This is a genomic window from Streptomyces sp. NBC_00322 (assembly GCF_036147535.1).
In the GTDB taxonomy this organism is placed as follows: domain Bacteria; phylum Actinomycetota; class Actinomycetes; order Streptomycetales; family Streptomycetaceae; genus Streptomyces.
Genome location: NZ_CP108019.1, coordinates 3082421 through 3095841, shown reverse-complemented (window position 1 = coordinate 3095841; position 13421 = coordinate 3082421). Strand labels below are relative to the sequence as shown.

Below are 13421 nucleotides of genomic sequence, written 5' to 3'. Positions count from 1 at the left end.
CGGACGACCCGACATGATCACGACCTCCGCCCGCCGCATCGCCGCCGTCCTGGCCGCATGCCTCCTCGCCGTCCTCCCGGCCGCAGCCGGAACCGCGTCGGCCGCCTCCCCGGTTCCGGCCACCCGGCCCGGCGACGGCGGACAGGGGCGTACGACCTTCGGTGTCCAGCCGTCGGCCGCGAAGAAGCCCGACGCGCGGCCCCACTTCTCGTACGGGGTGACCCCCGGCGCCGTCGTCAAGGACCACATCGCCGTCCACAACTACGGCAAGAAGCCGCTCACCCTGCGCGTGTACGCCGGCGACGCCTTCACCACCGCCGACGGCGGCTTCGACCTGTTCGCGGCGAACCACAGGTCCACCGACGTGGGCTCCTGGGTGAAGCTCGGCAAGAACGTGCTGAGTGTGCCCGGCCGGTCCCACGTCATCGTGCCCTTCACCCTGACCGTCCCGCAGAAGGTGACCCCCGGGGACCACACCGGCGGCATCGTCGCCTCGCTCTCGGCGGTACGGACGGACAAGAAGGGCAGCAAGGTCGCGGTCGACCAGCGGGTGGGGGCGCGGATCTATCTGCGGGTGGCCGGGGAGCTCGAGCCCCGGCTGACCGTCGAGGACCTGGACACGAGCTACCACGGCACGGCCAACCCCTTCGGCACCGGCTCCGCGACGGTCACGTACACCGTGCGCAACACCGGCAACGTCCGGCTGGCAGCCCGTCAAGCGGTACGCGTGCGCGATCTGTTCGGCGGCGGCGCGAAGGTGCCGGCTCCTCGCGACATCCCCGAGCTGCTGCCCGGCGCCGCGGTGAAGATCACGACCTCGGCCACGGGCGTCCTCCCGGCCATGCGCGACACCACCACGGTCACCGTCGACCCCAGGCCCGTACGGGGCGACATCAAGCACCGTGTGCTGCCGCGCGTCACGCGGGTCGAGGACTTCTGGGCCGTGCCGTGGGCGATGCTGGCTCTGCTGCTGGTCGCCGCCGGAGCCTTGACGCTCCTGCTCGTACGCAGGCGTCGGCGCCGCGGCGCGGGCACCAGCGCACCGGACCTGCGCCCCGCCGCGGCCAGGTCGAAGCAGGCCGTCGGCCTCGCGGCGATCCTGCTCACCGCCGGAGCGGTCGTCGCGGGCGCACCTGCCGACGCGGAGGCGGCGGAGTCCGGAGGACTCGCGGTCAGCCCGGCGCGGGGCAGCGACGCCCAGCCCATCACGCTCAGTTCCGCCGCGCCCTGTCCCGCGAAGACCGCCAACGTCATCGCCCGCGTCACCGGAGCGGGATTCCCCGGCGGAGGCCAGATCGTCGTCGGCAACGCCCCGCTCGCCACCTATCCGAAGGTGCCCGGCGGCGGCCTGTCGATCCCGCTCACGTACACGATGCGGGACTACGCCAGCACGGCCGGCTTCACCACACTGCGCGGCACCTACACCTTCACGGTCAGCTGCCTGAAAGGCGCATTCGACCTGACGAGTCTGCGGGACTTCACGGGGTCCCTGCGGTTCACCGCGAAAGACGCGTACCGGGACGGTACGCGGGTCGCGGTCAAGGCTCCGGACGCCAAGGCGCCGGGGCAATCAGGGCAGCCCGTACCGCCGACCGTGTCGGGGGGCGGTACGGGCGCTGAAACAGGGAGCGCGGCGGGCGCCGGGGCGGGGGCACCCTCCGCGCCCGCGAACGGGTCCGCCGCGCCCTCGGGTGCGCCGGTCGCCGCGACGGAAGCCGCCGCCCAGGACTCCAACACCTCGCTCGTCGCCTGGTCGGTGGGCGGTTTCGCCGTCGCCCTGCTGGCCCTCCTCATGGGTGCGGCCCACTGGGCGCGGGGACGCCGGGCGCGTGCCGCCGAGCCCGAGCCGGGCGACTGAACACCACCACCATCCATACCTCTTGAACCATCAGTCACAGGGAGAGAACACCGTGTCCATCACAACCAAGTCCCGCACCTTGATATCCCGGCCGGCCGCCGTCCTGCTCGGATCGCTGATCGCGGCGTCCGGCGCGGCCGGGATGCTCACCGCGACCGCCGCGCACGCCGAGGTCGTCGGTTCGGCGGAGGTGTCCCCGGCCACCGGCACGGACACCAGTGGGATGTCGCTGACCACGTCGAAGGCGTGCCCGGACGCGGCCACGAACCTCATCGTCGCGGTGAAGGGCTCGGGCTTCCCGGCCGAGGGCCAGAATGTGGTCGGCAACTCGCCGCTCAGCACCTACGGATCGACGGCGGACGGCGGGCTCATCATCCCGCTCTCCCAGACGATGCGTGACTACGCCAACACGGCGGGGTTCACCACGCTGAAGGGCCGTTACGACTTCACGGTGACCTGCCGCACCGCCTTCAACGGCACCAGCCTCGGCGACTTCACCGCGCCGATCTGGTTCACCTCCAACACCGCGTACCGCAACACCGACCCCGCCGGGCCGACGGCAACGCCGTCCTCCACGGCGCCCACCGGCACCGCCTCCCCGTCGCCCACGGGGACCGCCTCGCCGACCGACACCGGGTCTCCGACCGACACCGCGTCGCCCACCGACACGACGCTGCCGACCGACACCGCGTCGCCCACCGACACGACGCTGCCGACCGACAGCGCCGCCCCGACGGACGCCGCGACCCCGGGCGGCGGCTCTCAGGGCATCTCCACGGACGTCAGCGGCGGCGGTTCGGGCGGCGGCAAGGGATCCCTGGCGGCCACCGGCACCGACATCGCGATGGCCGGCGTGGCTTCGGCCCTCCTCGTGGCGGCGGGCATCACCGTCGTGCGGCGCACTCGCCGGCGCGAGGAGTTCCCCGGCACCGACACCCAGAACGTCTGAGGCGGAGACAGACCATGAGGCTCTCAACCGCACGCCGGCCGCTGTCGGTCGCGCTCGCATCGCTCCTCACCGCCGGAGCGCTCGCGCTCGGCACCACCGGAGCCAGGGCCGATGTCCTCGGCTCGATGGAGGTGACCCCGGCCACCGGTACGGACACCAGCGGGGTCACGCTGACCACCGTCGGGCCGTGCCCGGCCGAGGCCACCAACCTCATTGTCTCCGTGGCCGGTTCCGGCTTCCCGGCCGAGGGCCAGATCGTGGTGAGCAACTCACCGATCGAGACGTACGGCTCCACGGCCACCGGCGGCATCGTGGTGCCGCTGACGCAGACGATGCGGGACTACGCCAGTACGGCGGGCTTCACCACGCTGCAGGGGCGCTACGACTTCACGCTGACCTGCCGGGCCGCCTTCGGTTCGACGACGTACGGCGATTTCACCGCCCCCATGTGGTTCACGTCCGACACCGTCTACCAGAGCGCCGCTCCCGCCGCCGCGACCACGACCACCCTCGCGACGGCTCCGGTCACCTCGGCCGTCCAGGGCACAGCCGTGAAGCTGACGGCGACGGTGGCCCCGGCCGAGGCGGCGGGTTCGGTACGTTTCCTGGACGGGGCGGCCCAACTCGGCACCCCCGTCGCGGTGTCCGCGGGAACGGCCACCTTGTCCACCACCGCTCTGGCGGTCGGCACACACGCGCTCAAGGCGGAGTTCACACCGTCCGACCCGGCGGTGTACGCCACTTCGGCCTCCACGGCCCTGTCGTACACGGTCAAGATCAAGCCGCCGGCGGTCGTCACACCGGCGAAGGTGACCGGCACCCTCAAGGTCGGCTATACGGCCACCTGCACCGTGGCCTTCAGCGGCGCGACGTCGATCAAGTACCTCTGGCTCCGCGACGGCGCAGTGATCAGTGGTGCCATCGCGCGCACCCGTCCCCTCGTCGCCGCCGACTACAACCACAAGACCGCCTGCCGGGCGATCGCGGCCAACAGCACCGGCAGTACCACCTCGACCAGCCCGGTCGTGACCGTGGCTGCGGGCCCGGCGCTGAAGAACGTGACGAGGCCCTCGATCACCGGAACCGCCAAGGCGGGCTACCGGCAGACCGCGAGGCCGGGGACCTGGACCCCCGCGGCCGCCTCGTACAGCTACACCTGGAAGCGCGACGGGCGGACGATCACCGGTGCGACCCGCGTGACGTACTACCCGACCAAGGCCGACCGCGGGCACCTGCTCACCGTCACCATCACGGCCAAGCGCCCCGGATACGCCTGGGGTTACGCCACCTCAGTGTCACGGAGGATCGGATGACGGCACCGGTTGCCCTGGCCGACGCCGTGACCGTGGACGGCGCTCCCGTCCGCGGCACGTCACCCGGCGGCCCCGCGCCGTCCGGCCGTCCGGCCGCCGGGCCCCGACTGCGCGTCGTCAGCGCGGCGTTGAGCATCCTCGCCGCGCTGCTGCTCGGATTCGTCGTCGACGTCACTCTCGTCGGCGACCTCCGGCACGCCCGCGACCGGCAGGTCGACTACGCCGACTTCCGGGCCGAACTGGCCAACGGCGTCGCGCCCATCGGCCGGTCCCCGGGCGGCGGCCTGGCGCCTGAGCCCGGCGCTCCGGTCGCTCTCCTCGACATCCCCGTACTCCAGCTGCGCGAAGTCGTCCGGGAGGGAACCACGGCGGAGGACCTGGCCCGCGGGGCGGGCCACCGCCGGGACACCACCCTGCCCGGCCAGGCCGGAGTCAGCGTCATCATGGGCCGCCAGGCGACGTACGGAGGGCCCTTCCGGCGCCTGGGGGACCTGACCGGCGGGGACAGGTTCACCGTGACGACGGGCCAGGGGAAGCACACGTACAGGGTCATCGGCCCTCGCCGGGAGGGCGACCCCCAGCCACCGGCCCTCACCGGGGGCCGGGGCCGCCTCACCCTCATCACCGCCGACGGCACGCCGTTCATGCCGCGCGGCATTCTGCGGGTGGACGCGGACCTGGTCTCGGACGTCCAGCCCGCACCGGCGCCCGCCGTTCCGTCCGGCGCTCTGCCGGAGGACGAGAAACCGATGGCCGTGCAGCAGACGGCCTGGCTGCCGCTCGTGCTGTGGGGCCAGGGGCTGGTGCTGGCGGCCGCGGCCGTCGCCTGGGCGCACGCCCGCTGGGGCCGGCGGCACACCTGGGTGGTGGGCGTGCCACTGCTCGGCGCCCTCGGCCTGGCCGTCGCGGACCAGGCCGCCCTGCTCCTCCCCAACCTTCTGTGATCGAGTCTCCGCCGAACAAGGACGTGCCGTGAGCGACCAGACCACCCAGACCGAGACCACTCTCCCGCTTCCGGCGCCGGCCGACGGCTTCGGGAGCACCAGGGCGACCAGGGCGACCGGGGCGACCGGCGCGACGGGGGCGACCGGCGCGACGGGGGCGACCCTTGAGGCCCGCCGGATCTCGGCCTGGTTCAGCGACCACAAAGTCCTCGACCGCGTGTCGCTGACCATGCCGACGAGCCTGGTCACAGCCCTTATCGGCCCCTCCGGATGCGGCAAGTCGACCTTCCTGCGCATCCTCAACCGCATGCACGAGCTCGTCCCGTCCGCCTCACTGGCGGGCGAGGTGCTGATCGACGGCCAGGACATCTATGGGGCCGGCCAACGCCTGACCGAGGCGCGCCGCCGGATCGGCATGGTGTTCCAGAAGCCGAATCCCTTCCCGGCGATGTCGATCTACGACAACGTCACCGCGGGGCTGAAACTCACCGGCGTCCGGCTCGGCGGCGGTGCCAAGGACGACCTCGTCGAGGAGTGCCTGACCAAGGCAGGCCTGTGGAAGGAGGTCCGCACCCGGCTGCGCCAGCCCGGCGGCGCACTCTCCGGCGGCCAGCAGCAACGCCTGTGCATCGCCCGCTCGTTGGCCATCCGTCCCAAGGTGCTCCTGATGGACGAGCCCTGCTCGGCGCTCGACCCCACCTCCACCCGCCGCATCGAGGAAACCATCCGCGAGCTGGTTCACGAGGTCACGATCGTGATCGTCACCCACAACATGCAGCAGGCGGCGCGGGTCTCCGACCAGTGCGCCTTCTTCCTCGCCGAACAGGGCACCCCGGGCGTGATCGTCGAACACGGCCCCACGCCCGCGATGTTCTCCGCGCCCTCGGACCCGCGGACGGCGGACTATGTGGAGGGCCGCTTCGGCTAGGGCCTGTCGTTCGGATCAGGCCCTAACCGCGCGTAAGCGTCCGAGGCGTCATCCCATCTCGACGGGAGCGCGCACCAGCGAGCCGTACTCGGTCCAGGAGCCGTCGTAGTTCTTGACGTCCGGGTAGCCGAGCAGTTCGTGGAGCGCGAACCATGTGTGCGAGGAGCGCTCTCCGATCCGGCAGTAGGCGATGATCTCGCGGTCGGACGTGATGCCCTGGCGCGCGTACAGCTCCTTCAGCTCGTCGGCCGACTTGAACGTCCCGTCGTCGTTGGCCGCCTGCGCCCAGGGAATGTTGGCCGCGCCCGGGATGTGGCCGGGGACCTGCGCCTGCTCCTGCGGCAGATGCGGAGGCGCCAGCTTCTCGCCCCGGTACTCCTCCGGGGAGCGTACGTCGACCATGCGGGCGGAGCTCCCCAGGCTCTCCAGCACTTCGGCGCGAAGGGCGCGGAACTGCGGGTTCTCCTGTCCCGTCACCGTGAAGCCGGTGCGCCGGCGGTCCATGACCTCCTGGGTCAGCTCGCGGGCTTCCAGCTCCCACTTCTTGCGGCCGCCGTCGAGCAGCTTCACTCTGTTGAAGCCGCGCAGCCGCAGGATCCAGTAGGCGTACGCCGCGAACCAGTTGTTGTTGCCCCCGTACAGCACCACCGTGGTGTCGTCCTCCACCCCGGCCCTGGCAAGGAGCTGCCCGAGCGCTTCGCGGTCCACGTAGTCGCGGCCCACGGCGGTGTGCAGGTCCCTGGCCCAGTTCCAGCCGACGGCGCCGGGAATATGGCCCTGCTCGTATGCCGAAGTGTCCTCGTCCACGTCGATGACGAGTACCGTCCCGTCGTCGAGGTGGGCGGCCAGCCACTCGGTGTCCACCAGTGTCTCGGGGTGGGCGTAGCCGCTGCTGCCCATGGTCTTCTCCCTTCTCTCCGTTCTCTCCGTGCTCTCAGGCTTGCGGCGTCAGGTCCCCCACCCCGCCGCTGATCACCGCGGTCACGGGGATGCCGACCCGGTCGAGCAGACTCGCCGCGATGGTCGCCCGGCGGCCGGTCCCGCAGACCGTCCAGATCTCGCGGTCCCTCGGTATCTCACCGAGCCGCCGCGGCAGTTCGGCGAGGGGCACGGCGAGCGTGCCCGGGATTCCGCCCTCGGGGCGGTCCGGCCGTACGTCGAGCACTCGCCGTTCGGCGATGTGTCCCGCCAGTTCGGCCACGTCCGCGGTACGGAAGGAACGCACCGGGCGGCCGGCGGCCTGCCAGGCGTCCACGCCACCCGCCAGATATCCCGCGACGTTCTCGTATCCGATCCGCAGCAGCTGCATCATCGCCTCGTCGGCCGCCTCCTCCTCCGGCTCGGGCAGCACCAGCGCCAGGCGCGCGCCGAACGGAACGACCTCGCCGACCAGGCTCGCGAAGCGGTCGTCCAGCTCGTCGCAGAGGGACCCGGGCAGATGGGCCGCGGCGAAGCTTCTGCGGTCGCGGCCGTCGACGAGCTGCGCACCGCCCCCGACCAGCCCCTCCACCATGCCCGGTGTGAGTGGCCGTAGTTCGGGCCGGCCACCGAGCACCTCAGGACCGGCCCGGTTGATCGGCGCCATGTAGCGGTAGTACGCGGGATACGGCGGCAGCCCCGACAGCCGCTCGCCGACGAACCTCTCCTCGTTCTGGATGGCCAGCGTCGGGTTGCTGCGCCGCTCGGCGCCCACGGTGGTCGTCCGGCTCCCGGACACCGGTCCGGCCGCGCAGGAGCTGCCCGCTCCGTGCGTCGGCAGCACGCGGGTGGCGTCCGGCAACAGCGAAAGTCGCCTCAGCGAACGGAACTGCGCCCGGGCCAGCTCCTCCGTGCGCTCGTCACCGGACAGGTCGGTGCGGCCCGCGCTGCCGACGAGCAGACTGCCTCCGGTGAAGACGGCCGTCGGCGCCAGGCGCGGGTCGTCGAACACGAGGTACGAGGTGTGCTCCGCCGTGTGCCCGGGCGTCTCCATCGCCCGCACGGTCGCGCCGCCGACGACGATCTCGTCGTCCTCGGCCAGCGGCAGATGATCAAACGCGTACGGCGCGCGGGCCGGCCCCGCCACCGTGGCGCCGGTCGCCGCGCGGACCTCCAGCGCACCGGAGACGTAGTCGTTGTGCACATGCGTCTCCAGGACGTACCGGATGCGCACCCCTCTGGACGTGCAGGACTCCATGAGTCCCCAGCTGTCGCGCTGCGGGTCGACCAGCGCGGCCTCGTCGCCGCTGACGAGCAGATAGCTGCTGTCACCGAGCGATGCGGTGGTCATGATCTCGATAGCGCTCATACCGTCACCTCTGCTCACTGCTCGGGGGCGCTCATACGACGACCAGCTCGACGGATGCGACGGGGTTGCAGCCGTAGCCGTGGGCGTTCCACGGCGCCCGGGACGGCTGGACATGGCCGTGCTCGTCCGTCGCGCGGGCGAGCAGCCGGTACCGGCCGGGCCGCTCGGGCGTCCACAGGCAGGACCATTCCCTCCAGGCGTACGCCCCCCTCGGCGCTCCGAGCACGGCGTCCTGCCAGCCCCCGTCGCTGGATCCCTCTTCGTTCTCGTACGCGGCTCGCACCTGGACCCGGCGCACCGGCACCCCGCCGCCGGACCAGGCCCGGCCCCGTACGGCGGTCTCATGACCGCGGCGCACGGCCGAGTCGGGCTCGGGCGAGATGATCAGCGACTTGACCCTCAGGGTGGTCACGGGTCCGTCGGGGGTGCCCCGCGACGCCACGTAGACGTACTCCTCGGCCTGGAAGACGCCGGTGAACGGTTCCGTGACGGCCCGCGCCCAGACCAGCCACTTCACATCGGCGACCGCGTACCGGCCGGGGACCACCAGACGCACCGGCGCCCCGTGCTCGGGCGCCAGCGGCTCGCCGTTCATGTGCGTGGCGAGGAGCGTGTCCGGGTGCAGGGCCACGGCGAGCGGGAGGCTGCGCTCGAAGGCCGTCCGGCGGCCGTGCACGGTGCCGGAGTCGGCTCCGGCGAAGACGACTTCCAGGGCGGCCGGCTCGATCCGCGCCCGGGTGGCGAGGAGACGGAACGGCACGCCCCCGAAACGCGCGCAGCCGACCGCCCGTTGGCCCCACGGCAGACCGGGCGGGCGGGGCGTCATCAGGCTGCGGCCATTGCCGGCGCATTCCAGTACGACGTCGAGCTCGCAGCGCGGCATCGCAAGAAGCTCGTCATAACCGATGTCGAAGGGCGCGGCCACGGTGCCGCCGAGCCGCAGCCGCCACCGCCTCGGTGTCGTGCGCGGCACGCCGAAGTGATCGCGTACGAAGAAGGCACCGGCGGGTGTGACCGGCTCGGCCAGCGCGGCCGAGGGCGTCTGCGCGTTGTACGGGTCGGCCGTCACCGTCTCGGGTGCCCAGGCCGTGGCGCCCGGCCCGTGGGGAATCGCCGATGCGGTCATTGGCAGCACCTTCCGTCGGGCTCATGGGGAGCCGACGAGGGTTGCTTCCAGTATCACGTCCGGGGGTCGGCCCCGCTCGGGGTCCAGCGGGAGGACCGTCCGCCCTAGGAGAGAGGAGCATGCACGGCGACGACGTTCCCTTGCGCATCCACCGTGAGCGCGACCCGCTCGACCCTGTTCGTCGCGACGAGAACGACCCACACAATGCCCCACAGAAAACAGGTGACGAGGGTGAGGATGGCGTGCAGCACATGGTTCACCGGCTCACCGCGGACCAGAACCGCCTGGGTCTCGGAGCGGGACTCCACCCGCCATCCGCTCGCGATCCGCTGATTCACCGCCCAGTCGAGGACGAGACGCCGCCGCGCCTCATCGGGCACGCCGCCTTCGGACCCGAAGTAGCCGGGCGGCGGCTGGAGGGGTTCCCCCCACCCAGGTGACACCTTGCGGAGCTTCATGGACTCACCTCCACACGTGCGGGGTCATGAGTCCAGCGTGCGTCGCGTGGCCGGTCGCAGCACCCCGAAATATGCTGGCGAAGGCAGGGAAAGTCCTGGATGAGGGAGATGTGCGCCATGGCCAAACGAGGCAATAAGCGACGCGCCCGCAAGAAGAAGAAGGCCAACCACGGCAAGCGCCCCAACGCCTGAGCCAACAGTCAGCGGCGTGGCCCCGGACAGCCGGAAGTGACCCAGTGGCCACTCCCGGCGCGGCGGTCACGCGGTCGGAACGTCGTCCACCCGCTCGCCCTCGGCCTGCGACGGCTCGGTCCTGGGCACGTCCGGGTGCACTTCCATGGCACTGCGCTCGCCTGGTTCGTCACGCTCGCCCTCGGCCTGCGACGGGGTGTGCGAATACAGCCAGGTGTCGTAATCCGAATCCGAGGCTCCGGTTTTCATGACGGGCCTCCTTCACTCGCTCACCCCCATCCTCCACCTTCGCCTGCGATTGCGGCGAGGCGAAGGCGAGACGAATCCGCAGGATTCGAACCTGCGCACAGGGAGAGACCTGCCCTTAGAGGACTCGGAAGGCCCGACTTACGCGCCCGACCGGGGCTTCATCGCCGTTCCTGAATCTCAGCCCAAACGGTCTTGCCCGATGGCGGACGCGGAGTGACACCCCACCGCGTCGCCAGGCATTCGACGAGGAGCAGCCCGCGCCCGTACTCGTCCGATGGCTGAGGATTGGGTGCTGGAGCAGGCAGCCGTTCCCCCCGGGTGTCGGCGATCTCGATACGGAGTGTCGTGGCCCTACCCGGGTGCAAGGTGACCATCAGGGTCAGCAGAAAGTCACGGCCGGGCGCGCGGCCGTGCGTGACCGCGTTCGCGGCCAGCTCACTGACGAGCAGCGCGGCGGCCTGCACGGTCCCGCTGTCCCTCGCCCAGCCCCAGTCGGTGAGCTGTTGGACGGCGAGCAGGCGTGAGAGGCGGGCGCCGCGCCGGGTGGAGCTGAGCTGCCGGCTGAAGCGAGCTGTGGGGGTGCCGAGTTGGGGTGCATGGATTTCCGACTTCACGTGACAGAGCGTGGCCGGATGCCCCTACGCTGACCAGGTCAGCCATCGGTACGGAGGGTGTGTGTACCGGTACGGCCGGTTGCCTGTCCGGGATGGCGGAGGTAACCGGCCGGGCGGGTACGTGTGTTGGGCGGTTGTGGTCATGACGGACGGTACTCATCAGAGGGGCCCTGAGCGCCGCCCGGATCCGCCGGAGGACGCGGACGGCGCGGCGGATCTGAACCGGGCGGTGGGCAAACAGCTGAAGCTGCTGCGGGAGCGGGCCGGCTGGACGCAGAAGGAGCTCGGAGACAGACTGGGGTACGGCGAGGACCTGATCTCTTCCTTGGAGCGCGGGCGCAGGACGCCACAGCCGGAGCTGTTGGACGCGGCGGACGATCTGCTGGGCGCGGGCGGCCTGTTGAAGGCAACCAAGGATGACGTGGCGCGGGCGAAGGCACGGGTCAGGCATCCGGCGTGGTTCCGGGACTACGCGCGCCTGGAGGCAGAGGCGGTCGAGGTCAACTTCTACAGCACGCTGACGGTTCCGGGCTTGTTGCAGACAGAGGAATACGCGCGGCTGATCTTCTCCGCATTTCAGCCATTGCTGGCCGAGGAGACGATCGAGCAGCGCGTGGCTGCACGTTTGGCACGGCAGGAACTGCTCATGCGATGGCCGGCTCCCACCGTGACGGCGGTCGTTGATGAGTCGGTCCTCCGAAGGCGTGTCGGTGGCTCTGAGGTGCTGCAAGGGCAGTTGAAGCACCTGATGACACTCGGCAATCTGCGCAGCACGACCATCCAGGTCCTGCCGCTCGGGTGCGAGGAGCATGGCGGCTTCGAGGGGCCGTTCATCCTGCTGACACCGAAGGGGAAGCACCAAGTCGGTTATGTCGAGGTGCAAGGAGTCAACCGGCTGATCACAGATGCGGAAGAGGTCCGTATCCTGGCGGCACGATACGGAAGCATCCGGGGGCAGGCCCTCACCCCGCGTGAGTCCCTGGCTCTCATCGAGTCGCTGCTGGGAGAGCAATGAACACCGAACGGCCCGAACAGGGCACGGCGGATCTCGCCTGGTACAAGAGCAGCTACAGCGGCGGCGATGGCGGCGAGTGCGTAGAGGTCGCCGTCGACGAATCTGCCGTCCACCTCCGTGACTCCAAGACCCGCGCCATCGCCCAACTCACCTTCCGGCGGGAGAAGTGGGCCGCGTTCGTGCGGTTCGCTGCCGAGAGCTGACCCACTCCGATTCACCGGCCGCTCAGGTTTATTCGTATTGGTCGAGTGCGGGCTGACATGGCGGACATACAGCAAACCGGTGTTGGTGCGGGTTTCGTGGAAGTAGAGGTGCGGAGTTCGGTGTTACCGCCGCTGATGCGGAGGTGAACGTGCGCTCACGCTTCCAGTTATTGCGGTTTCCGACCATCTCGCACTCCTTCATCTTGACCTTGCCGGACGGAACCAGTTATCGCGACGTCCGGCAGGTTGGCGCCCCCATCGCTCATTGCACGTATCACTCGTCCGGCGTGCTTCTAGCTGCGCAATGCGCGCATGGTGCGCAGAATTGATCGACGATGTGTTGTGTCTCCTTCATAGGGGTGAAAGACCATGCCGACGTATGTCTCATTGCTGAACTGGACCGATCAGGGGGTCCGGGGCTACAAGGACACCTCGCAGCGCTCCGAGGCCTTCGCCGCAGCGGCACAGAAGCTGGGGGTGAAGATCCTGAACCTCTACTGGACCGTCGGTCCGTACGACATCGTGGCCGTTGTAGAGGCGCCCGATGACGAGACCGCCACTGCGGTGCTCCTGCAGGTCTCCGGGTTGGGCAACGTCCGTTCCACCACCCTGCGGGCCTTCGGCCAGGAGGAGATGGACCGCATCATCGCCAAAGCCACGGGCTGAGGCCTTTCAGACCCGTTTCGCGAGTACGAGTGACCCGCCCAGGGCGGGACACTCCGAAGCCACTGGATCCGTCCCGAGCCTTGCCATATCGCGGGCCGACCTGCGCCGAGGACCGCTTTCCTGTCCACGAATAGTCCACGGACGCCGACATACGACGGCTTTGACTGGCATACGGCTGCACATACGCGAAGACCCCGTTCTCAGCTGAAGCGCTGATGGCGGGGTCTTTGGGACCTCGTACAGGGTGCCCCCGGCAGGATTCGAACCTGCGCACACGGCTCGGGAGAGATTGCGCCGATCGCCTCTCGTAACCCCTGTGAGCTGCGGCGGAGTCTGTCACGGACCAGCAGCGACTCGTGGTGTGTCGGAGATGTGTCGCACCCCGTCGCGTCGTAGGTCGCCGGATGGAGGGAGCGTGGATGTGGCAGGGATACGCCCGTCAAGAGGTCCCTGAAAGGCGCGTCTTCGCCCGCAGGACGACGGCTCTCGCCGAGCGTCGCAAGCAACCGGTGCATCTCGCTTTGCAGGATTGTCTCGGCTGGTCAGAGCCCGATCCGCAGGCGTTCACTGCTGTCCATCCTCGTACGGGCACTGGGCGGTTGAGGGTTCCACGGACCCC

General features: G+C 70.4%; 15 protein-coding genes. 9 read left to right on the top strand and 6 right to left on the bottom strand.

Annotated features, from left to right (window positions below):
* Nucleotides 1-13 precede the first annotated feature (13 nt).
* The 5 genes from OG905_RS13805 (at nucleotide 14) to OG905_RS13785 (ending at nucleotide 5992) form a co-directional block, all read left to right on the top strand.
* Complete coding sequence (locus tag OG905_RS13805; protein ID WP_328668262.1) at nucleotides 14-1858, top strand: WxL protein peptidoglycan domain-containing protein; 1845 nt, start codon at nucleotides 14-16, stop codon at nucleotides 1856-1858.
* A gap of 52 nt (nucleotides 1859-1910) precedes the next feature.
* The gene (locus tag OG905_RS13800) at nucleotides 1911-2807 is read left to right on the top strand and encodes a hypothetical protein (protein WP_328668261.1); all 897 of its coding nucleotides are present in this window, start codon (nucleotides 1911-1913) and stop codon (nucleotides 2805-2807) included.
* A gap of 14 nt (nucleotides 2808-2821) precedes the next feature.
* The gene (locus OG905_RS13795; RefSeq protein ID WP_328668260.1) at nucleotides 2822-4120 is read left to right on the top strand and encodes an Ig-like domain-containing protein; all 1299 of its coding nucleotides are present in this window, start codon (nucleotides 2822-2824) and stop codon (nucleotides 4118-4120) included.
* The gene (locus OG905_RS13790) at nucleotides 4117-5064 is read left to right on the top strand and encodes a sortase domain-containing protein (protein WP_328668259.1); all 948 of its coding nucleotides are present in this window, start codon (nucleotides 4117-4119) and stop codon (nucleotides 5062-5064) included. The genes OG905_RS13795 and OG905_RS13790 overlap by 4 nt, the downstream gene beginning before the upstream one ends.
* 178 nt (nucleotides 5065-5242) lie before the next feature.
* Nucleotides 5243-5992 carry a phosphate ABC transporter ATP-binding protein gene (locus tag OG905_RS13785; protein ID WP_328682312.1) on the top strand — a complete coding sequence of 250 codons (750 nt, stop codon included), beginning with the start codon at nucleotides 5243-5245 and terminating at the stop codon, nucleotides 5990-5992.
* Nucleotides 5993-6040: 48 nt separating this feature from the next.
* Here OG905_RS13785 and OG905_RS13780 read toward each other — a convergent pair whose 3' ends face one another.
* The 4 genes from OG905_RS13780 to OG905_RS13765 all read right to left on the bottom strand — a co-directional run bounded on the left by OG905_RS13780 (nucleotide 6041) and on the right by OG905_RS13765 (nucleotide 9863).
* Nucleotides 6041-6892: a sulfurtransferase gene (locus OG905_RS13780; protein WP_328668258.1), complete on the bottom strand. Its 852-nt coding sequence runs from the start codon at nucleotides 6890-6892 to the stop codon at nucleotides 6041-6043.
* 34 nt (nucleotides 6893-6926) lie between these two features.
* Complete coding sequence (locus tag OG905_RS13775; RefSeq protein ID WP_328668257.1) at nucleotides 6927-8279, bottom strand: MBL fold metallo-hydrolase; 1353 nt, start codon at nucleotides 8277-8279, stop codon at nucleotides 6927-6929.
* A 31-nt stretch (nucleotides 8280-8310) separates the two neighbouring features.
* The gene (locus OG905_RS13770; RefSeq protein ID WP_328668256.1) at nucleotides 8311-9405 is read right to left on the bottom strand and encodes a molybdopterin-dependent oxidoreductase; all 1095 of its coding nucleotides are present in this window, start codon (nucleotides 9403-9405) and stop codon (nucleotides 8311-8313) included.
* Nucleotides 9406-9509: 104 nt separating this feature from the next.
* The gene (locus OG905_RS13765) at nucleotides 9510-9863 is read right to left on the bottom strand and encodes a hypothetical protein (protein WP_324973431.1); all 354 of its coding nucleotides are present in this window, start codon (nucleotides 9861-9863) and stop codon (nucleotides 9510-9512) included.
* A gap of 117 nt (nucleotides 9864-9980) precedes the next feature.
* Between OG905_RS13765 and OG905_RS39145 the strand changes: the two genes are divergently transcribed.
* Nucleotides 9981-10055, top strand: a complete 75-nt coding sequence (locus tag OG905_RS39145) for a 50S ribosomal protein bL37 (protein WP_100661309.1) — start codon at nucleotides 9981-9983, stop codon at nucleotides 10053-10055.
* A gap of 66 nt (nucleotides 10056-10121) precedes the next feature.
* Here the strand turns inward: OG905_RS39145 and OG905_RS13760 are convergent, their stop codons facing one another.
* Nucleotides 10122-10304 (bottom strand): hypothetical protein, encoded by a 183-nt coding sequence (locus OG905_RS13760; RefSeq protein WP_328668255.1) that lies wholly within the window; start codon nucleotides 10302-10304, stop codon nucleotides 10122-10124.
* 158 nt (nucleotides 10305-10462) lie between these two features.
* Nucleotides 10463-10918, bottom strand: coding sequence for an ATP-binding protein (locus OG905_RS13755; RefSeq protein ID WP_328668254.1), 456 nt, complete (start codon nucleotides 10916-10918; stop codon nucleotides 10463-10465).
* Nucleotides 10919-11060: 142 nt separating this feature from the next.
* Between OG905_RS13755 and OG905_RS13750 the strand changes: the two genes are divergently transcribed.
* From OG905_RS13750 to OG905_RS13740, 3 genes are all read left to right on the top strand, one after another.
* Nucleotides 11061-11933, top strand: a complete 873-nt coding sequence (locus tag OG905_RS13750; RefSeq protein WP_328668253.1) for a helix-turn-helix domain-containing protein — start codon at nucleotides 11061-11063, stop codon at nucleotides 11931-11933.
* A complete protein-coding gene (locus tag OG905_RS13745) occupies nucleotides 11930-12136 on the top strand; it encodes a DUF397 domain-containing protein (protein ID WP_328668252.1) in 207 nt (68 codons plus the stop codon). Before OG905_RS13750 ends, OG905_RS13745 begins: the two co-directional genes overlap by 4 nt.
* A 369-nt stretch (nucleotides 12137-12505) precedes the next feature.
* Nucleotides 12506-12802 carry a GYD domain-containing protein gene (locus OG905_RS13740; RefSeq protein WP_328668251.1) on the top strand — a complete coding sequence of 99 codons (297 nt, stop codon included), beginning with the start codon at nucleotides 12506-12508 and terminating at the stop codon, nucleotides 12800-12802.
* Nucleotides 12803-13421 lie beyond the last annotated feature (619 nt).